This is a genomic window from Candidatus Mycolicibacterium alkanivorans, from assembly GCF_022760805.1.
Classification (GTDB): domain Bacteria; phylum Actinomycetota; class Actinomycetes; order Mycobacteriales; family Mycobacteriaceae; genus Mycobacterium; species Mycobacterium alkanivorans.
On record NZ_JAIVFL010000001.1, the window covers coordinates 390,287 to 410,574 of the forward strand.

Sequence of the window (20,288 nt, forward strand, 5' to 3'; positions counted from 1 at the left end):
GCACGCCGACCCGCCCGCGAACACGTCTGGCATGTGGCCATCCCGATGTTGTTGGGCGAGCCGGGCTTCGTGGTGAACCTCGACGAGTTCGTCGAGGTTCGTCAGCGAAGGACACTTCGACCAGATCGGGCATCACCGGGCCGGCGAGCTGATCGCAGAATCGCACGAAATGCGCTCGACTCACGCGATTCTGCGTCTGCTCGACGTAGCAACCCGACCGCTACTGGATCTCGACCTGGCGCAACTCGCGCTTGAGGATCTTGCCGGTGGGGTTGCGCGGCAGCTCGGCCAGGAAGACCACCTCACGCGGAACCTTGTAGCGCGCAAGGTGTTCGCGCACATAGTTCTTGATGGCCTCTTCGGTGACCTCGGCCTCCCCCTTGAGGACCACGAAGGCCCGCAGCCGCGCGCCCCACTCCGGGTCCTCGACCCCCAGGGCGGTCGCCTCGATGACCTCGGGATGGCCGCTGATGAGATCCTCGACCTCGGCCGGGAAGATGTTCTCGCCGCCGGAGACGATCATCTCGTCATCGCGGCCACTGACGAACAACAGCCCGTTGTGGTCGAAATAACCGACGTCACCGGAGGAGAGCAGACCGTCGATGATCTGTTTGTTGCCGCCACCGGTGTAGCCCTCGAACGGGAAGCTGGTGCCGACGAAGATGCGGCCCACCTCGCCCTGCGGAACCTCTTTGCCGTTGTTGTCGAGAATCTTGATCTTGGTGCCCCTGACAACCGATCCCACCGTGGCGGGGTTCTTCTGCAGCTCCGCCGGCCCCGCGATCGTAGCGAGCGCGACTTCCGTTGAGCCGTAAAGGTTGTAGATCACCGGTCCGAGGGCCTTGAGCGCGCGGGTCGCGAGCTCGGCGCCGAGCTGCGAGCCGGACACGAACACGATCCGCAACGATGACAGGTCGGGCTTGGTGTCCATCTTCTCCAGGGCGTCCAGCATCCGGGAGAGCATCACCGGAACCACCACGATCGCCGTCACCCCATGCTTGGGAATGTCCTCAAGCACGGTGGCCGGCTTGAACCGCCGATGCAACACCAGCGTCGTCCCCATGGTCAGCGCGATCGTCGAATGCAGGTAGCCCAGTGCGTGGAACATCGGCGCCGGCACCGAGGTCACCTCACCGGCCTTGAACGGCACGCTGGAGAGCACACCGCCGATCGGGGCCAGCGTCGGCGGGGCGTGCCGGGTCGCCCCCTTCGGCGCGCCGGTGGTCCCGCTGGTGAGGATGACGATCGACGATCGCTTGGTGGCCTTCGGTGCCGGTGCGGTGCCGCTGCGGGCGATGAGTTCGGCCAGGGTCTCGTCGGTGCTGCCGGACGGCTCGACTTTGTCCGGGTTGGTGCCCAGCGCCCGCAGCTTGCCCAGCGGCGGTGAGGACAGCTTGACGGCCTCGGTGTACTCGTCGTCGTAGATGATCAGCCGAGCGCCCTCACGCTCGGCGACGTCTCTGATCTGGGGCCCGGAGAACTCGGTGTTGAGCATGATCGTGCGCGCGCCGACACGGGCGCAGCCGTAGTTGGCGATGACGAACCAACGGTGGTTGCGCGCCAGGATCGCGACCCCGTCGCCGCCCTTGACACCCATCGCCAGCAGACCGTTGGCCACCGCATTGGCCGCGTCGTCGAGTTCCTGGAACGTCAGGGAGCCCTCGTCGTCGATGACGGCCAGCCGGGTGGGTGTGCGGCGCGCGTTGAGCGCGGGCACCATTCCGATCTCACCCCAGCGGCGGATATCGGCGACCATCCCCGCCAGGTTCTGGGGCGGCTCGAGCCGGAACGCCCCGGATTCGATCATCTTCTGCAGGTAGTGCAGCTCCGCGGCACCCCGTTCGGCAAGGTGCTGAGCTTTCGCCAGGGCCTTGGCGGGCAGGTCGAGGAGACTGGACATGCCCGCCACCTTAGTGTGACTCAGGTCGCAGACCGAGCGGAATGCGCACGTAAGTAGCATGGGTCCATGGAGGTCGACGGCCGCCAGGTCACCATCAGTCATCCGGACAAAGTGGTCTTCCCGGGCGCCGACGGCCGGAACCCGGTCACCAAGCTCGACCTGATCAACTACTACCTGGCTATCGCGGAAGGCGCGCTGCGCGGTGTGGCGGACCGGCCGATGATCCTCAAGCGGTTCGTCAAGGGCATCATCGAGGAAGCGATCTTCCAGAAGCGCGCGCCGGAGAAGCGCCCGGACTGGATCAAGGTCGCCGAGTTGCGCTACGCGCGGGGAACCTCGGCCAAGGAAGCGGTGATCCGCGAGGCCGCCGGTCTGGTGTGGGCGGTCAACCTCGGCTGCGTCGACTTCAACCCGCACCCCGTGCGCTCCGGCGACCTCGACCATCCCGACGAACTGCGCATCGACCTCGATCCGATGCCCGGCGTGGACTGGCCGCAGATCCTCGATGTCGCACAGGTGGCGCGCGAAGTGCTCGAGGACCACGGTCTGACGGCCTGGCCGAAGACGTCGGGCTCGCGCGGGTTCCACATCTATGCCCGCATCGCCCCGCACTGGCCGTTCAAGCGGGTTCGACTGGCCGCCGAGACGGTGGCCCGCGAGGTCGAACGCCGTGCCCCGGAGCTGGCCACCAGCCGGTGGTGGAAGGAAGACCGGCAGGGCGTGTTCGTCGACTTCAACCAGAACGCCAAGGACCGCACGGTCGCCTCGGCCTATTCGGTGCGGGCGACTCCGGACGCCCGGGTTTCGACACCACTGACGTGGGACGAGGTCCCCGGCTGCCGGCCCGAGGCGCTCACCATCGCCACGGTGCCGGGCCGCTTCGCCGAACGCGGTGACCCCTGGGCCGCGATGGACGACGCCGTCGGTTCACTGGACGGGTTGCTGCGGCTGGCCGAGGAACTCGGGCCGGCCGAAAAGCCGCCGAAGGGCAGCAAGCCGCTTATCGCGGTCGCCCGCACCAAGACCCGCGGTGAGGCGATGGCTGCACTAGACCTCTGGCGATCGCGATACCCGAAGGCCGCGGCGCAGCTGCAACCGACCGACATCCTGGTCGACGGAATGCGCGGACCCAGCTCGATCTGGTACCGCATCCGCATCAACCTCGAGCACGTCCCGGCGCCGCAGCGCCCGCCGCAGGAGGAGCTGATCGCGGACTACAGCCCTTGGGAAGGGCACTCAGGCCGTGCCGAACATTGACAACATGAACCGCTTCTCGCGGCGCTCCGGGAAGGCCCTCGTCGTCGACGCTGTCGAATGCCGCTATTGCCGACTGGGCATCGGTAGCCTAGTGCGTTGGCTTACCCGGCGGCTAAGCGCGCGGCAATACCCGGCATCTTCGCCTGTCATGGGGTTGAATGACCCGCACACCCTGGCCTACGACGTCGAAGGCTTGCCCCGTCAGCTACACCGCCTCAACGACCGATGGATGCTCAGCCCGACCACCGGTGGCACCGTCGTCACCGTCATCAGCACCGTCGAGATCGGGCCGAACCGACTTCAGCGGCTTGCCGAACACGCCGTCGCCCGATTCATCGCAAAGCAACTCGACGCGAAGCTCGACGGACTTTCCCACCGATTGGCGGGCCCCCATGTCTGACCGCCCGGACATCGTCATCGTGATGACCGACGAGGAACGCGCAGTCCCGCCGTATGAGTCCGATGCCGTGCTGGCCTGGCGACGGCGGACGTTGTCCGGGCGGAAGTGGTTCGAGGACAACGGGATCAGCTTCGAACACCACTACACCGGTTCACTGGCCTGCGTTCCGAGCCGGCCCACGATCTTCACCGGGCAGTACCCCGACCTGCACGGCGTCACCCAGACCGACGGCATCGGCAAGGTGTTCGACGACACCCGCATGCGCTGGTTGCGCCCGCACGAGGTCCCCACACTGGGCAACTGGTTCCGGGCCGCCGGATACGACACCCACTACGACGGCAAATGGCACAGCTCGCACGCCGACCTGGAGGATGACAACGGCCACCCGCTGGCAACCAACGACGACGACGGGATCGTCGATCCGGTGGCCGTGCAGCGCTACCTCGACGCCGATCCGCTTGCCCCGTACGGCTTTTCCGGCTGGATCGGCCCCGAGCCGCACGGCGCGGGGCTGGCCAACAGCGGGACGCGCCGCGACCCGTTGATCGCCGATCGGGTGGTCGCCTGGCTGACGGATCGTTACGCGCGCCGGCGCGCCGGCGATCCGGACGCGCTGCGGCCCTTCCTGCTCGTCGCCAGCTTCGTCAATCCGCACGACATCGTCCTGTTCCCCACCTGGGTGCGCCGGACTCCGCTGCAGGAGCCCTCGCCGCTCGACCCGCCGCCGGTGCCCACCTCACCTACCGCCGCCGAGGACCTGCGCACCAAACCGGCTGCCCAGATTGCCTTTCGCGAGACTTACTACTCCGGATACGGCCCGGCTGCGGCCATCCAGCGCGCACGGCGGGCTGCACCAGAAGTGGTTCAACCTCTACGACGAGGCCACCCGCGTGCCGTTCGTCATCGCGCGAATCGGTGTGCAGGCCACCACAAGTCGGGTGGTAACGTCCCCCACCTCCCACGTCGATCTGGTACCGACACTGCTGGGCGCGGCCGGTATCGACGTGGCGTCGACGGCAGCGGTGCTGGCCGAGTCCTTCTCCGAAGTGCATCCGCTGCCCGGCCGCAACCTCATGCCGGTCGTCGACGGTGCGGCAGCAGACGAGCACCGCGCCGTGTACATGATGACCCGCGACAACGTGCTCGAAGGTGACACCGGCGCCTCGGGGCTGGCGCGCCGATTCAAGCGGACGGTGAATCCGCCTGCACCGCTTCGTATCCGGATCCCCGCCCACACGGCGGCGAACTTCGAGGGACTTGTGCTCCGGGTCGACGAGTGCGGGGGTGCCGGTCACCTGTGGAAGCTGGTGCGCACCTTCGACGATCCCGCCACCTGGACCGAGCCGGGCGTTCGTCATCTCGCCGCCAACGGCCCGGGCGGTGAGGCCTATCGGACCAGTCCGCTCGACGACCAGTGGGAGCTCTACGACCTCGCCACCGATCCCATCGAGGCGGTCAACCGGTGGGACGACCCCGATCTCTACGACCTCAGGCAACACCTGCGGACGCAACTCAAACAGGTTCGCACCGACGCCGTCCCCGAGCGCAACAACCCCTGGCCGTACGCGACCCGGCGCCCTCCCACGCCCAAGCGCAGGCGCTTCTTCGGCTAACCAGAGCGCGACCGTCCTTGACTGAGCGCGGCGTCGGCTGCTGCACCGGCGTCCCGCTGTGGCGCGCTGGGCTCTACTCGGGAGCCACCTGGTGGCTGTCGACGAACACCAGCGTGCCCTCGTCGAGCAGGACTGCCCATCGGCGGGCGGCGTCCGCGATGTGGGTGTCCCCCAGATCCACGCTGTGGCCCGCCATATCACCGAAGTCCTCGACGATCAGACCGCGAGTTTCGTTGTCGGTGTCGACATATACCCGCACGCGCTGGTCTACCGCGACGGACGGCTCACCGTCCTTGCGGCGCAACACCTTGATCGATTTGGCCATCTCGGCTCTCCTCCCCCTCGGGATTCAGTTGCGCCATTACAGCACGTTCAGGCCCGGTTCGCGCTGGAAATCCGCGGGATGGGCGGCACGATCGACCACAGGACCTCGGATTCCTGCTCGCCTGGGTTGTCCCAGGAGTGCGCGGCGCGTGCCGAGAAGGTGTAGCTGTCGCCGGTTTTCAGCAACGACTCCTGGCCGTCGACCGTCAGGCGAAGACATCCTCGGACGACGAACACGAAGATGGTTTCCGAGTCCAATGTGTATGCGCCGCCGGTACCGCCGCCGGGCTTGAGCACCGAGCGCATCACCTGTAGATTACCTTCGGTTTCCGGGGTGAGCACATACTCGCGAATTCCGCTGCCACCCACCTCGACCGGCGCGCCCAGGCCACCGCGCACCACAGCCGATTCCCGGTAGTCGAACAGGGAACCGGCTGATACTCCGAGGATTTCGCACACCTTGAGCAGGTTCGGCACCGAGATGGTGGTCTGGCCGCGCTCGACCAGGCTGAGGAATCCTTTGGTCAGCCCAGCGCGGCCGGCGACGGCCTCCAGGGTCAGTTCGCGGTCCTTGCGGAGTGCGCGCAGCTTCGGCCCGAGTCGGGTCATCAAGCCGTCGGTGCTTGCGGCGACGTCGTCAGCGGCGGCTGCGTTCCGAGCCATCCGAGCACCTCACCTTCACCTGTCGACCACCCAGCCTTGCGGAGTCGAAGTTTAGCGGTATATAACTTCTATAAGTTTTACATTACTAAACCATCAGGACGGGGCATGAGTCTGTACGCAGTGGTCGACCCCAAGACCGGTGACGTCGTTCGGGAGTATCCGACCGCCACCAACGAGCAGATCGCGAAGGCGATCGCCGATCCCCGGGTGCAGGGCGTCTCGCTGACCGGTTCGGAGCGCGCCGGTGCGGCGGTGGCCGAGATCGCCGGCCGCAACCTCAAGAAGGTGCTCGAGACGGCCGACGACCTGGCGCCGCTGTCCTCGCTGGGTGCGGCCAAGCGGCTGGCCGAGCAGATCGACCACGAGGAGCTGTTCGGCCCGGTCGCCATGGTGTTCAAGGTGAACTCCGAGGACGAAGCCGTCGAACTGGCCAATGACATCCCGTTCGGCCTCGGCTCCTCCGTGTTCACCACGGATACCGAGCAGGCCAAGCGGGTAGCCGACAAGATCGACGCCGGCATGGTCTACGTCAACCTGGTCGGCGCGGACGATGTCGAGCTACCGTTCGGCGGCGTCAAGCGCTCCGGCTACGGGCGCGAGCTGGGCCGCTTCGGCATCGACGAGTTCGTCAACAAGAAGCTGATTCGGATCGGATGACATGAGCACCACCACGGCACCGCCCAAGAAGGACACCTACAGTCCGCTGGAGCTGTTCGGCATCGACCGGCTGCTCGGCGAAGACGAGCGCGACATCGCCGCGACCGTGCGCAAGTTCGTCGACACGAGGCTTCGCCCGAACGTCGAGGACTGGTTCGAATCGGCCACCCTGCCCAGGGAACTGGCCAAGGAGTTCGGCGACCTCGGCGTGCTCGGCATGCACCTGCAGGGCTATGGCTGCGCGGGCACCAACGCCGTCAGCTACGGCCTAGCATGTCTGGAGCTGGAGGCCGGCGACAGTGGCTTCCGCAGCTTCGTGTCGGTGCAGGGCTCGCTGTCGATGTTCTCGATCTACCGCTACGGCTCCGAAGAACACAAGAGCGAATGGTTACCCCGGCTGGCCGCCGGTGACGCGATCGGCTGCTTCGGGTTGACCGAGCCCGACTTCGGCTCCAACCCGGCCGGCATGCGAACGCGGGCCCGCCGCGACGGCAGCGACTGGGTGCTCAACGGCACCAAAATGTGGATCACCAACGGCAACCTCGCCGACGTCGCGACGGTGTGGGCGCAGACCGACGACGGCATTGCCGGATTCCTGGTCCCGACCAATACTCCCGGCTTCGCCGCCAACGCAATTCACAAGAAGCTGTCGCTGCGCGCGTCGGTGACTTCCGAACTGGTGTTGGACAACGTCCGTCTCCCCGCGTCGGCCCAGCTGCCGCTCGCCGAGGGTCTGGGCGCCCCGCTGTCCTGCCTCAACGAAGCCCGGTTCGGCATCGTGTTCGGTTCGCTCGGCGCAGCCCGGGACAGCCTGGAGACCACGATCGCCTACACCCAGGCGCGGGAGGTGTTCGACCGTCCGTTGTCGAGCTACCAGCTGACCCAGGAGAAGCTCGCCAACATGACGGTGGAACTGGGCAAGGGCATGCTGCTCGCCATTCACCTCGGCCGAATGAAGGACGCCGAGGGCGTGCGGCCCGAGCAGATCAGCCTGGGCAAGCTCAACAACGTACGCGAAGCGCTGGCCATCGCCCGTGAATGCCGAACCCTGTTGGGCGGCAGCGGGATCACCCTCGAGTACTCACCGCTGCGCCATGCCAACAACCTCGAGTCTGTGCTGACCTACGAGGGCACCTCCGAGATGCATCTGCTGTCGATCGGTAAGGCTCTAACCGGACAGGCAGCGTTCCGCTGACATGACCGCAGCCGTCGAACTCCGGTATCTGCGCCCCCGTTCTCGCCCGAGAATGTCGATCAGGCCATGAACGTATTGGAGTCGGGTCTGACCCTGGATTGAGCTAATGTCGCGCCGTGGGCACCTACTGGAGTCGGCGAGAGTTCCTGGGAGTCACCGGCGCGGCGGCACTGCTGCTCGCCACCGCATGCTCGTCGAACGGCTCGAAGAACTCCGTCCCGAAATCGGTCACCATCCGACACATCTTCGGCGAGACCACCATCCCCGCGCCACCCAACCGCGTCGTCAGCGCCGGGTTGACCGAGCAGGACGACCTGCTGGCTCTCGGCGTCGTCCCGGTCGCGGTGACCAACTGGTTCGGCGACCAGCCGTTCGGGGTATGGCCGTGGGCCCAGTCCGAACTCGGCGGCGCCCAGCCGGTTCTGCTGAACCTGGACAACGGAATCCAGGTCGACCAGATCGCCAAACTCAAACCCGACCTCGTCGTCGCCGTCAACGCCGGACTCGATGCCGACACCTACCAGAGGCTCACCGCGATCGCGCCGACCATTGCACAGTCCGACGGCGACGCCTTCTTCGAACCGTGGAAGGACCAGGCCACCGCAGTCGGCACCGCGGTGTTCCAGGCCGACAGGATGAAGCAACTCATCACCGACGTCGACAACAAGTTCGCCGACGTGGCCAAGAACGACGCCGGATTCAAGGACAAGAAGGCACTGCTACTCGCGGGCAGCTTCTATGCCGGCGCCCTCACCGCCACGCTTCCCGGCTGGCGCACCGACTTCCTGACCTCGATGGGCTTTCAGATCCCGAACAGCATCTCCGCCTTCGCCGTCGACAGCAGCCGCGCCGCCATCCCCCGCGACAAGCTCGCCGACGCCCTCGATGGCGCCGACGTGCTGATCTGGTCCACCGAGAGTGACGCCGACCAGGCCGCGCTGCTGGCCGATCCCGCCGTCGCCGCACTGAGTGCGACCCAGCTGAAGCGCAACGTGTTCACCGGCAAGGACCTCGCGGGCGCCATCGCGTTCTCCTCACCGCTGTCCTACCCGGTGGTCGCCGACCAACTGCCACCGCTGCTCTCCCGCGCGCTCGGGTGAGCGCGCGTGCTTGGATAGCACCCGTGACTAGCGGCCGGACCGACACCGCACGGCAGGACGCCCCTACGCCGGGGTTCGCACAGGTCGGCTCTCGTTACTATCCGGCCCTCGTCGCAGTGTTCACCGCACTGGTGATCATCTCCAACGTCACCGCCACCAAGGGCGTCGCCTTCGGCCCGATCATCGGCAACTGGTCGATCATCACCGACGGCGGGTTCATCGTCTTCCCGCTGACCTACGTGATCGGTGACGTTCTCTCCGAGGTCTACGGCTTCAAAGCCGCGCGGCGGGCCATCATCCTCGGCTTCGCGATGAACGGACTTGCAGCACTGTCCTTCTGGGTGACGATCTATCTTCCGTCGGCTGACTTCTACACCAATCAGGAACACTTCGAGAACATCGTCCACGCTTACACCCAGCTGATCGTCGCGGGTCTGGCCGGCTTCATCGTCGGCCAGACCATCAACGCCTGGACCGTCGTCAAGATCAAGGAACACACCAAAGAGAAGCACCTGTGGGCGCGGCTGGTCGGCTCCACCTTCGCCGGCCAACTCGGCGATACTTTGGTGTTCTGCAGCATCGCCGCCGGCGCGATCGGCATCACCAGCTTCGGCGATTTCGCCACCTACGCCGCACTGGGCTGGATCTACAAGACCGCCGTGGAAGTGGTGATGCTGCCGATCACCTACCGGGTGATCGCCTACATCAAGCGGCACGAGCCCACCTACACCGCCATGGTGTGACGGCGTGCGAACGTGGATTACCGCCACGGTTCGACCGCGCGATGCGTGGAACAATTTCACAATCGGAACCGTCGATTTACCGTTGGTGAATGGCTGGGGAACAGACCTGATGGTGTCCGACGCAATCCGCGACTACGGCGACACCGCGCTGCTGCTGGTGTGCGAGTCGACCGACGAGGTGCTGGCCGTGACCGCGGCGCTGAACGAGGCCCGGATTCCTGCCGTGCTCGACATCGTGCCCGCCTCGCGCACCGTCCTGCTCGAGCTCGCAGGCCCCCGCGACCAGAGGCCCACCCGGCAACGACTGAGCCAACTACGGATCGAACCCACCACCGCCGCGAACGCGGACGGGCGCGTCGACGTCACGATCGACCTCGTCTACGACGGGGCAGACCTGGCCGAGGTCGCCGAGCTCACCGGACTGGACACCGCCGGTGTCATTCACGCCCACACCGCAGCGCCGTGGCGGGTCGGATTCGGTGGATTCGCACCGGGTTTCGCGTACCTGGTGGGTGGAGACCCGCGACTGCAGGTGCCGCGGCGCAGCGAGCCGCGCACCAAGGTGCCGGCCGGATCGGTGGGACTGGCCGGTGAGTTCAGCGGTGTGTATCCGCGGGAGTCACCGGGGGGATGGCAGCTGATCGGGCGCACCGACGCGGTGCTGTGGGACGTCGACCGCCCTCAACCGGCACTGCTGACACCCGGCATGAGGGTGCAGTTCCGGGCCGTCTGAGGGGACGACATGATCACGCTGGAAATCCTGACACCCGGGCCGCTGGCCCTCATCGAGGATCTGGGCCGGCCCGGCCTGGCGCACGTCGGAGTGACCCGGTCCGGGGCGGCCGACCGCCGATCGCACCGACTGGCCAACCTGGCTGGTGGCCAACCCCGACGACTGCGCCACCATCGAGGTCACGCTAGGCGGGTTCACCGCGCGGGTCCGCGGCGGTGACGTGGACGTCGCGGTCACCGGCGCCGACACCGACCCCTCAGTGAGCGGAATTCCATTTGGCATCAACAGTATTCACCGCGTGCGCAACAGCGAGGTGATCTCGCTGGGCGCACCGCACACCGGCCTGCGCAGCTATCTGGCGGTGCGCGGCGGGATCGCGGTCGACCCGGTGCTGGGGTCGCGCAGTTTCGACGTCCTGTCGGCGATCGGGCCGCTACCCCTGCAAGCCAGCGACATCGTTCCGGTCGGCCCCAGCACCGGCGGCTATCCGGAGCTCGACCAGGCACCGGTGGCCGCCATCGCGAAGGACCTCCACGAGCTGCGGGTGGTTCCCGGCCCGCGCGACGACTGGTTCACCGACCCCGACGCGCTGGTGCACACCGACTGGGTGGCCAGCGACCGCAGCGACCGCGTCGGCATGCGGCTGATGGGCCGGCCGCTGGCGCACCGCTGGCCGGGCCGGCAGCTGCCGAGCGAGGGTGCCACTCGCGGGGCGATCCAGGTGCCGCCCAACGGCCAGCCCGTCATCCTGGGACCCGATCACCCGGTGACCGGCGGCTACCCGGTCATCGGTGTGGTCACCGAGGCCGACGTCGACAAGGTCGCGCAGATCCGGCCTGGCCAGACGGTGCGCCTGCACTGGACCCACCCGCGCATTGCCGCCGGGAAGCCCTGCGGGCTGGTAGAGCTGACGGTGTGAACGCGCAACTCCACACCGCCCGGTTGATTCACACCAGCGACCTGGACAACGAGACACGCCAGCACGCCCGTCAGATGGTGGCCGAGGCGTTCGGCGAGTACACCGACTACGACTGGGAGCACGCGCTCGGCGGCATGCACGCCATCATCGCCTACCACGGTGCGCTGATCGCCCACGCATCCGTGGTGCAACGGCGGCTGCTCTATCAGGACACCGCGTTGCGCTGCGGCTACGTCGAGGGCGTCGCCGTGCGGGAGGACTGGCGCGGGCAGGGATTGGCCCATGCCGTGATGGACGCGATCGAGCAGGTGATCCGCGGCGCCTACCAAGTTGGGGCGCTCAGCGCGAGCCCTGACGGGGAGCGGATCTACCGGCCCCGGAGCTGGCTGCACTGGCAGGGTCCGACCGCGGTCCTGGCCCCGTCCGGGCTGATCCGCACCCCCGACGACGACGGTTCCGTTTTTGTACTTCCCGTCGGATTGCACATGGACCCGAAGGCCGAGCTGGTGTGCGACTGGCGAGACGGCGACGTCTGGTAGACCGCGACCACCGAACCGCCCGGAGCCTCGGCGAGTGCGCTCACAATGGCGCGTCGTCGAACGTCATGCCTTCGTCGTCGGGCATGCCGTCGCTCCTTTTCTCACGCGGGGCCTTTCCGGTGGTGCAACACAGCCGCCCGAAGAGCCTTACCGGACGTGAGTTCTCTCACCTTGACCCCGGGACCTGGCTAGCATCGGGTGGGCGTACTGTGATCCGTAACACCTTCATGCCCGAGGAGGTCCGTTGTCCAGCACAACCGAATTGGCCGAACTTCACCACCTGATCGGCGGGCTGCGGCGGTGCGTGACGTCTTTGAAGGCGAAGTACGGCGACTCTCCAGCAATGCGCCGAATCGTCAACGACACCGAGCGAATCCTCAATGACGTCGAGCTTCTCGATATCGACGCCAATGAGCTCGAGCTCGCCCAGCAAACCGTCGTCTTCTCCGGCGAGAAGATCCCGATACCGGACACCCCGTACGACACCGCCTTCTGGCGAGACGTCGACGACGAGGGCGTCGGCGGCCACCACCGTCACTGACCCGCTTACCGCTGGGCGCCGTGATCTAGGTACCCTCCGATCAGTTCATGCGAAGGGGATCACAGTAGATGAGCGCACCTGCGGCTAACCGCCCTGCGACCGGCGTCTTCTCACCCGGCCGTGCCCAGATACCGCAGCGCACGCTGCGCACCGACAACTGGCTGAAGTCACCGATCGTTGTCGACCTCGGCTTCGCCGCGTTCATCATCTACGCGACCGTACGGGCGTTCCAGCGCGACCACTTCTTCGTGCCGCAGTACCACTACCTCACGCCGTTCTACTCGCCGTGCCTGAGCAAGTCATGCGGCGAGGCCAGTGACTTCTGGCCGCAGATCCTGCCCAGTTCGGGCCTGCTGTCGTTGCTGCCCTACGCGCTGCTGTCACTGCCGTTCCTGCTGCTGTTCCGGCTGACCTGCTACTACTACCGCGGCGCCTACTACCGCTCGGTGTGGCAGGCCCCCACCGCCTGCGCCGTGGCCGAGCCGCATGCGAAATACACTGGCGAGACCCGGCTTCCGCTGATCATTCAGAACAGCCACCGATACTTCTTCTACGTCGCGGGCATCATCTCGGTGATCAACACCTACGACGCGATCGTCGCCTTCCACTCCGACAAGGGACCCGGCGGATTCGGTTTCGGCTTGGGCAACGTGATCCTGGTGACCAACGTCGTGCTGCTATGGATCTACACGCTGTCCTGCCATTCCTGCCGCCACGTCACCGGCGGTCGCCTCAAGCACTTCTCGAAGCACCCCGTGCGCTACTGGATCTGGTCCCAGGTCAGCAAGATCAACACCCGCCACAAGATGTACGCGTGGATCACTCTGGGCACCTTGATGTTCACCGACTTCTACGTCATGCTCGTGGCCAGTGGGACCATCTCTGACCTGAGATTCATTGGCTGACAAGCAGTTTCATACAACAGTTTGAGCGAGGACACATGACGGTTGAGGTCGAGCGGCATTCTTACGACGTTGTCGTGATCGGTGCCGGCGGCTCGGGGCTACGCGCGGTCATCGAAGCCCGGGAACGGGGCCTGAAGGTCGCCGTGGTGTGCAAGTCGCTGTTCGGCAAGGCTCACACCGTCATGGCCGAGGGCGGCTGCGCGGCTGCGATGCGCAACGTGAACACCAAGGACAGCTGGCAGGTGCACTTCGGTGACACCATGCGCGGCGGCAAGTTCCTCAACAACTGGCGGATGGCCGAGCTGCACGCGCAAGAGGCCCCCGACCGGGTGTGGGAACTGGAGACCTACGGCGCGCTGTTTGACCGCACCAAAGACGGGCGGATCAGCCAGCGCAACTTCGGCGGGCACACCTACCCGCGGCTGGCCCACGTCGGCGACCGCACCGGCCTGGAGATCATCCGCACCCTGCAGCAGAAGATCGTCTCGCTGCAGCAGGAGGACAAGGCCGAGCTGGGCGACTACGAGGCCCGAATCAAGGTCTTCCACGAGTGTGCGATCACCGAGCTGATCAAGGACGGCGACAAGATCGCCGGCGCCTTCGGCTACTGGCGGGAGACCGGCAAGTTCATCCTGTTCGAGGCCCCAGCCGTGGTGCTGGCCACCGGCGGTATCGGCAAGTCGTTCAAGGTGTCGTCGAACTCCTGGGAGTACACCGGCGACGGGCACGCCCTGGCGCTGCGGGCGGGCTCGGCGCTGATCAACATGGAGTTCATCCAGTTCCACCCGACCGGCATGGTCTGGCCGCTGTCCGTCAAGGGCCTCCTGGTGACCGAGGGTGTGCGCGGTGACGGCGGGGTTCTGAAGAACTCCGACGGCAAGCGCTTCATGTTCGACTACATCCCGGCGGTCTTCAAGGGCCAGTACGCCGAGACCGAAGAAGAAGCCGACCAGTGGCTCAAGGACAACGACTCCGCTCGCCGCACCCCTGACCTGCTGCCCCGCGACGAGGTGGCGCGTGCCATCAACTCCGAGGTGAAGGCCGGGCGCGGAACCCCGCACGGCGGCGTCTACCTCGACATCGCGACGCGCATGACTCCCGAGGAGATCAAGCGCCGCCTGCCGTCGATGTACCACCAGTTCATGGAGCTGGCCGAGGTCGACATCACCAAGGACGAGATGGAGGTCGGACCGACCTGCCACTACGTGATGGGTGGTATCGAGGTCGATCCGGACACCGGTGCCGCGGCCACTCCGGGCCTGTTCGCCGCGGGCGAGTGCTCCGGCGGCATGCACGGTTCGAACCGGCTGGGCGGCAACTCGCTGTCGGACCTGCTGGTGTTCGGCCGGCGCGCCGGGCTCGGCGCCGCCGACTACGTGCGGGCGCTGTCGAGCCGCCCGAAGGTCTCCGAGGAGTCCATCGAGTCCGCCGCGGAGTTGGCGCTCGAGCCGTTCAAGGGTCCGCAGGGTAGCGGTAACGGGGGAGCCAAACCGGAAAACCCGTACACCCTGCACGCCGAGCTGCAGCAGACGATGAACGACCTGGTCGGCATCATCCGCACGGACGGCGAGATCAAGCAGGCGCTGGCCAAGATCGAGGAGTTTAAGGCCCGCTACAAGAACATCGAGTCCGACGGACGGCGCGAGTTCAACCCTGGCTGGCATCTGGCCATCGACATGCGGAACATGCTGCTGGTCAGCGAGTGCGTGGCGAAGGCCGCGCTAGCGCGCACCGAGAGCCGTGGCGGTCACACCCGCGACGACTTCCCGTCGATGGACCCCAAGTGGCGGGGCACGCTGCTGGTGTGCCGGACGGCGAGCGACGACGAGGTGCCCGACGTGTCGGTCACCAAGGAGAATCAGCCGCCGATGCGCGAGGATCTGCTCGAGATCTTCGAGATCGAGGAACTCGGCAAGTACTTCACCGACGAGGAGCTGGCGCAGCATCCGGGACGGAGGACCCAGTGAGCTATCAGGCGAATCTGAAGGTTTGGCGCGGCGACGACGAGGGCGGCGGCCTGCACGACTTCTCGGTCGAGGTCAACGAGGGTGAGGTCGTGCTCGACATCATCCACCGACTGCAGGCCGAGCAGGCACCCGACCTCGCGGTGCGGTGGAACTGTAAGGCCGGCAAGTGCGGATCGTGTTCGGCGGAGATCAACGGCCGCCCGCGCCTGATGTGCATGACCCGGATGTCGACGTTTGGTGAGGCCGACACCATCACCATCACCCCGCTGCGCACCTTCCCGGTGATCCGCGACCTGGTGACGGACGTGTCGTTCAACTACGAGAAGGCCCGCGAGATCCCCGCGTTCGCGCCGCCGAAGGATCTGCAGCCCGGCGAGTACCGGATGGCCCAGATCGACGTGGAGCGCTCGCAAGAGTTCCGCAAGTGCATCGAGTGCTTCCTGTGCCAGAACGTCTGCCACGTGGTGCGTGACCACGAGGAGAACAAGAAGGAGTTCGCCGGCCCGCGCTTCCTGATGCGGATCGCCGAGCTGTCCATGCACCCGCTGGACACCCTCGACCGGCGCGACATGGCTCAGGAGGAGTTCGGTCTCGGCTACTGCAACATCACCAAGTGCTGCACCGAGGTGTGCCCCGAGCACATCAAGATCACCGACAACGCGCTGATCCCGATGAAGGAACGCGTGGTGGACCGCAAGTATGACCCGGTGGTCTGGCTCGGCAACAAGCTGTTCGGGCGAACGAAGTGAGCGGAACCGTCAAGCAGCGCGGGCGAACGAAGTGAGCGGAACCGTCAAGCAGAGCCGGCGAACGAAGTGAGCGGAACCGTCAAGCAGAGCCGGCGGGACAAGTAGGTCTTTCTGCGACGAGCGTGAATCTGCTGCGAATTTCAGGTGGTGATTTTCGGAGTGGGTTCGCGCTCGTTGGCATCCGGGGTAGCCTCGCGAGTATGGGAAGCAGCCACAGCGTCAACGAAATTCGAACCGCGATCCGCGAGCTGTCGGCCCGCGCCGAGTTGGCCCGCAAGGAGGACCGCCCGGAGGACGCCGCCGAAATCGAGCGGCGCATCGCCGCCTATCGCGACGAACTCGCCGAGCGCCCCTGAGGCCGATCGGACGGGACAGACTGGGCTAACTGCCCAGCCTGCGAAAAGTGCTGCGGTGAAAGACGATCGGCGGCACGTCGTCGTGGACCGTAATGTCGTTGATCCGCAGGATCACGATCGTGTGATCGCCAGCCGGGACGAGCTGCTCAATGGCGCTCTCCAGCCACACCGCGGTGCCCTGCACGAAGACCGCACCCGCCAGTGAGGACACCGTCTCCAGACCGGCGAACCGGTCACCAGTCTTGGCGGCCAGGGTCCGCACCGCGACGTCGTGGCTCTCGCCCAGCACGCTGATGCCCAGCACCGGCGCGCCCTGGAGTTTCGGCCACGTCTCCGAGGTGTTCTGCACACAGAACGACACCAGCGGCGGATCCAGCGACACCGGGACGAATGTCGATGCGGCCAACCCCACTCGGGTGCCAGCCACTTCGGCGGCAATCGCGATCACACCCGCGGGGAAGTGACCGAAAGCTTCACGCAGGGAGTTCGGGCTCAGGTTCGTGCTGCTCATCTCGCGCTTCTGCTCGGGGCTCGACTACTGGAAAAACCCTACGTTGCGGGGGTGGCCGACGTCACCCGTCCAGATCTCGGTGAGTGTTACTTCTCCGTGGTCCAACCACCGCTTAGGCAGTCAATGCAATGTGCGTCACAGTCGGCTTGCGCTGAAGTTACCGAGCGGTATAGTTGCGGTGTTACTGGTGGGTAACTTAGAGCCAAGTACCCAACCCGTAAGTGGCATTCTCATCGAGGAGGAACAGTGAGCCACTACAAAAGCAACGTACGTGACCAAGAGTTCAACCTTTTCGAGGTTCTCGGTGTCGACAAGGCACTGGGCCAGGGCGAGTACAGCGATCTCGACGCCGACACCGTGCGCGAGATGCTCGGTGAGATGGCCCGCCTGGCCGAGGGTCCGCTGGCAGCCTCCTTCGTCGAGGGTGACCGCAACCCGCCGGTCTTCGACCCCAACACCCATTCGGTGACCTTGCCGGAGCCGTTCAAGAAGTCGGTAAAGGCCTTCATCGACGGTGGCTGGGACAAGGTCGGCCTCAATGAAGAGCTCGGCGGCATGCCGATGCCCAAGACTCTGGTCTGGGCCCTGCACGAGCACGTGCTCGGCGCCAACCCTGCGGTGTGGATGTACGCCGGCGGCGCCGGTTTCGCCCAGATCGTCTACCACCTCGGCACCGAGGAGCAGAAAAAGTGGGCGATCAAGGCTGCCGAGCGCGGCTGGGGCTCGACCATGGTGCTGACCGAGCCGGACGCCGGCTCTGACGTCGGCGCCGGTCGCACCAAGGCCGTCAAGCAGGACGACGGTTCCTGGCACATCGACGGCGTCAAGCGCTTCATCACCTCTGCCGACTCCGACGACATGTTCGAGAACATCCTGCACCTGGTTCTGGCCCGCCCCGAGGGCGCAGGCCCGGGCACCAAGGGTCTGTCGCTGTTCATCGTGCCGAAGTTCCTCTTCGACTCCAAGACCGGCGCACCCGGCGAGCGCAACGGCGTGTTCGTCACGAACGTCGAGCACAAGATGGGCCTGAAGATCTCGGCCACCTGTGAGCTGACCTTCGGCCAGCACGGCATCCCGGCCAAGGGCTGGCTGGTCGGCGAGGTGCACGAGGGCATCGCGCAGATGTTCGACGTCATCGAGCAGGCCCGAATGATGGTGGGCACCAAGGCGATTGCCACGCTTTCCACCGGCTACCTCAACGCTCTGGAGTACGCCAAGGAGCGTGTGCAGGGTGCCGACCTGACCCAGATGACCGACAAGGCCGCGCCGCGCGTGACCATCACTCATCACCCGGACGTGCGTCGCAGCCTGATGACCCAGAAGGCCTACGCCGAGGGTCTGCGGGCGCTGTACCTCTACACCTCCACCTACCAGGACACCGCGGTGGCCAAGGCGGTTCAGGGTGTGGACGCCGATCTAGCGGTCAAGGTCAACGACCTGATGCTGCCGATCGTCAAGGGTGTCGGCTCCGAGCAGGCCTACGCCAAGCTCACCGAGAGCCTGCAGACCTTCGGTGGTTCCGGCTTCCTGCAGGACTACCCGATCGAGCAGTACATCCGCGACGCCAAGATCGACTCGCTCTACGAGGGCACCACCGCCATCCAGGCGCAGGACTTCTTCTTCCGGAAGATCATCCGCGACAAGGGTGTTGCGCTGGGCTACGTCGCCGGCCAGATCGGTGAGTTCATCAAGAACGAGTCGGGCAACGGCCGCCTGAAGACCGAGCGCGAACTGCTGGCCAAGGCGCTGGAGGACGTCCAGGCCATGGCGGCCTCGATGACCGGCTACCTGATGGCCGCGCAGGAGGACGCCTCGTCCATCTACAAGGTGGGCCTGGCCTCGGTGCGCTTCCTGATGAGCGTCGGCGACCTGGTCATCGGCTGGCTGCTGCAGCGTCAGGCTGCGGTTGCCATCGCGGCTCTCGACGGTGGTGCCACCGGTGCCGACCGCTCGTTCTACGAGGGCAAGATCGCCGTCGCCTCGTTCTTCGCCAAGAACTTCCTGCCGCTGCTGACCAGCACGCGTCAGGTGATCGAGACGATCGACAACGAGATCATGGAGCTCGACGAAGCGGCCTTCTAAACCATCAAAGCGCAACGGCCCCGGGACCTTTCGGTCTCGGGGCCCCGTTGGCGTTTCGTCAAGACCTGGGTGTGCGCTGGCGGTGGGCGGTACCGTCAGACCGGTTCGTGGCCTTGGCCACCCCGCCGGCGACGGCCGCACGGAGCGAGTGCACCGGCGCGGCGGCCAACTGCGGACTGGGCTGCGCGCCGCGGACCGCCGACACCGGATGCGACGGGCGTGTCCGCGCCTGCCGTGGCTGGGGATCGGCGTACCCCTGGTCGATGATCGGACGCAGCGGCGCGTCGATCTGGTCGACGACGGCGTTGGGCGCCCCCAACTGGCGCAACGGCATGGTCAGCGGCAGTTGCTCGGTCGGGACGCGGTAGATCGTGGTGGTGCCCTGCTGGCTGTTGGTCGTGGTGGTGATGTCCTCGGGGGCAACCGTGGACAGGTCCGCGTTCTGGGCATACGGGTGGACGTACGCGGTGCCCATGAGCGCGTTCAGGTCGGTCAACAGGTTCAAGGGCTGCTTGATGGGATCGGGCCGGCGTGTAGTTGAAACCGGGAACATAGATGCCCTGCAACGCCCGCCCCAGACCGAAGTTCGGGTCGGCGATCAGGATGAAGGTGGTGTCGGAGGGGATGCTGGGGTCGTTGTTCAAGTCGACCTCGGCCTGCTGCACCACCATCGCCCCCTGCGAGGCGCCGATGATGACCATCGGCCCCGCGGTGTTCTTGGCGGCCGTCTCCAGCCTTGTGGTGCCGATTCCCATCGACTCGCCGAGAGTCGGGTCGAACGGCCCGGTGATCGGCCAGATCGACCCCGGATAGTCGATCGTGGTCAAGGGGTCGTTCTTGTAGGCGCCGCCGAGCAATTGATCGGACGTACCGAAGGTGCCGTCAGCAACCAGTAAGAAAACGAATCCCCGTGCTCCTCGCCGGCGCTGCTGCCAGCCACGGGCGACGGCCCCCTGCCAGGGCAGAAAGCGTACTAGCGGGAGAGTCAACCACAACAGCCACGTCGATAGGAGACCATTTTCAGGTCCTCGGGCCGGACTCCGTGTCAACATGACCCGAAGAACGAGGATGCTCCGTGTTGTCGTCGGGTCGGGGGGTCAGACGGCAACACGGAGCTATCCGATACATCGAGTA

General features: G+C 66.1%; 17 protein-coding genes and 4 pseudogenes. 16 read left to right on the forward strand and 5 right to left on the reverse strand.

Annotated elements, in window-relative coordinates:
- Positions 1-220 precede the first annotated feature (220 nt).
- Positions 221-1,900, reverse strand: coding sequence for a long-chain-fatty-acid--CoA ligase FadD2 (fadD2, locus tag K9U37_RS01985; RefSeq protein WP_243070297.1), 1,680 nt, complete (start codon positions 1,898-1,900; stop codon positions 221-223).
- A 66-nt stretch (positions 1,901-1,966) separates the two neighbouring features.
- Here fadD2 and K9U37_RS01990 point away from each other — a divergent pair, with 66 nt between their 5' ends.
- From K9U37_RS01990 to K9U37_RS02000, 3 genes and pseudogenes are all read left to right on the forward strand, one after another.
- The gene (locus K9U37_RS01990; RefSeq protein WP_243070298.1) at positions 1,967-3,157 is read left to right on the forward strand and encodes a DNA polymerase domain-containing protein; all 1,191 of its coding nucleotides are present in this window, start codon (positions 1,967-1,969) and stop codon (positions 3,155-3,157) included.
- A 148-nt stretch (positions 3,158-3,305) separates the two neighbouring features.
- Positions 3,306-3,557 (forward strand): hypothetical protein, encoded by a 252-nt coding sequence (locus K9U37_RS01995; RefSeq protein WP_243070299.1) that lies wholly within the window; start codon positions 3,306-3,308, stop codon positions 3,555-3,557.
- Positions 3,550-5,170 (forward strand): annotated as a pseudogene (locus tag K9U37_RS02000) (sulfatase-like hydrolase/transferase). Before K9U37_RS01995 ends, K9U37_RS02000 begins: the two are co-directional and overlap by 8 nt.
- 73 nt (positions 5,171-5,243) lie before the next feature.
- Here the strand turns inward: K9U37_RS02000 and K9U37_RS02005 are convergent.
- Both K9U37_RS02005 and K9U37_RS02010 read right to left on the reverse strand, forming a co-directional pair.
- Entirely contained in the window at positions 5,244-5,495 is a 252-nt protein-coding gene (locus K9U37_RS02005) for a hypothetical protein (protein WP_243070300.1), read from the reverse strand.
- Between the two features lie 47 nt (positions 5,496-5,542).
- Positions 5,543-6,157 carry a helix-turn-helix domain-containing protein gene (locus tag K9U37_RS02010; protein ID WP_243070301.1) on the reverse strand — a complete coding sequence of 205 codons (615 nt, stop codon included), beginning with the start codon at positions 6,155-6,157 and terminating at the stop codon, positions 5,543-5,545.
- A gap of 165 nt (positions 6,158-6,322) precedes the next feature.
- Between K9U37_RS02010 and K9U37_RS02015 the strand changes: the two are divergent.
- The 12 genes and pseudogenes from K9U37_RS02015 to K9U37_RS02070 form a co-directional block, all read left to right on the forward strand.
- A pseudogene (locus tag K9U37_RS02015) lies at positions 6,323-6,814 on the forward strand (aldehyde dehydrogenase family protein); the annotation flags it as partial.
- A 1-nt stretch (position 6,815) separates the two neighbouring features.
- Positions 6,816-8,009, forward strand: coding sequence for an acyl-CoA dehydrogenase family protein (locus tag K9U37_RS02020; RefSeq protein ID WP_243070302.1), 1,194 nt, complete (start codon positions 6,816-6,818; stop codon positions 8,007-8,009).
- Between the two features lie 116 nt (positions 8,010-8,125).
- Positions 8,126-9,109 carry an ABC transporter substrate-binding protein gene (locus tag K9U37_RS02025; protein WP_372489363.1) on the forward strand — a complete coding sequence of 328 codons (984 nt, stop codon included), beginning with the start codon at positions 8,126-8,128 and terminating at the stop codon, positions 9,107-9,109.
- Between the two features lie 23 nt (positions 9,110-9,132).
- Positions 9,133-9,852: a queuosine precursor transporter gene (locus K9U37_RS02030; RefSeq protein WP_243070303.1), complete on the forward strand. Its 720-nt coding sequence runs from the start codon at positions 9,133-9,135 to the stop codon at positions 9,850-9,852.
- A gap of 109 nt (positions 9,853-9,961) precedes the next feature.
- On the forward strand, positions 9,962-10,585 hold the full coding sequence (locus K9U37_RS02035) for a 5-oxoprolinase subunit B family protein (protein ID WP_243070304.1): 624 nt from the start codon (positions 9,962-9,964) through the stop codon (positions 10,583-10,585).
- Between the two features lie 9 nt (positions 10,586-10,594).
- Positions 10,595-11,504 (forward strand): annotated as a pseudogene (locus K9U37_RS02040) (5-oxoprolinase/urea amidolyase family protein).
- The gene (locus tag K9U37_RS02045; protein WP_243070305.1) at positions 11,501-12,043 is read left to right on the forward strand and encodes a GNAT family N-acetyltransferase; all 543 of its coding nucleotides are present in this window, start codon (positions 11,501-11,503) and stop codon (positions 12,041-12,043) included. The pseudogene K9U37_RS02040 and the gene K9U37_RS02045 overlap by 4 nt, the downstream one beginning before the upstream one ends.
- Positions 12,044-12,287: 244 nt before the next feature.
- The gene (locus tag K9U37_RS02050; protein WP_243070306.1) at positions 12,288-12,584 is read left to right on the forward strand and encodes an Rv0250c family protein; all 297 of its coding nucleotides are present in this window, start codon (positions 12,288-12,290) and stop codon (positions 12,582-12,584) included.
- Between the two features lie 68 nt (positions 12,585-12,652).
- Complete coding sequence (sdhC, locus tag K9U37_RS02055) at positions 12,653-13,489, forward strand: succinate dehydrogenase subunit SdhC (protein WP_243070307.1); 837 nt, start codon at positions 12,653-12,655, stop codon at positions 13,487-13,489.
- A gap of 35 nt (positions 13,490-13,524) precedes the next feature.
- Positions 13,525-15,456 carry a fumarate reductase/succinate dehydrogenase flavoprotein subunit gene (locus K9U37_RS02060; protein ID WP_243070308.1) on the forward strand — a complete coding sequence of 644 codons (1,932 nt, stop codon included), beginning with the start codon at positions 13,525-13,527 and terminating at the stop codon, positions 15,454-15,456.
- Positions 15,453-16,205, forward strand: coding sequence for a succinate dehydrogenase/fumarate reductase iron-sulfur subunit (locus K9U37_RS02065; protein ID WP_243070309.1), 753 nt, complete (start codon positions 15,453-15,455; stop codon positions 16,203-16,205). The genes K9U37_RS02060 and K9U37_RS02065 overlap by 4 nt, the downstream gene beginning before the upstream one ends.
- A 200-nt stretch (positions 16,206-16,405) precedes the next feature.
- Positions 16,406-16,561 (forward strand): hypothetical protein, encoded by a 156-nt coding sequence (locus tag K9U37_RS02070; RefSeq protein WP_243070310.1) that lies wholly within the window; start codon positions 16,406-16,408, stop codon positions 16,559-16,561.
- A gap of 25 nt (positions 16,562-16,586) precedes the next feature.
- Here K9U37_RS02070 and K9U37_RS02075 read toward each other — a convergent pair whose 3' ends face one another.
- The gene (locus tag K9U37_RS02075) at positions 16,587-17,072 is read right to left on the reverse strand and encodes a flavin reductase family protein (protein WP_243070311.1); all 486 of its coding nucleotides are present in this window, start codon (positions 17,070-17,072) and stop codon (positions 16,587-16,589) included.
- 246 nt (positions 17,073-17,318) lie between these two features.
- Between K9U37_RS02075 and K9U37_RS02080 the strand changes: the two genes are divergently transcribed.
- On the forward strand, positions 17,319-19,154 hold the full coding sequence (locus K9U37_RS02080) for an acyl-CoA dehydrogenase (RefSeq protein ID WP_243070312.1): 1,836 nt from the start codon (positions 17,319-17,321) through the stop codon (positions 19,152-19,154).
- A 58-nt stretch (positions 19,155-19,212) separates the two neighbouring features.
- On the opposite strand, the pseudogene K9U37_RS02085 reads toward K9U37_RS02080, so the two are convergent.
- A pseudogene (locus tag K9U37_RS02085) lies at positions 19,213-20,206 on the reverse strand (PE-PPE domain-containing protein).
- Positions 20,207-20,288 lie beyond the last annotated feature (82 nt).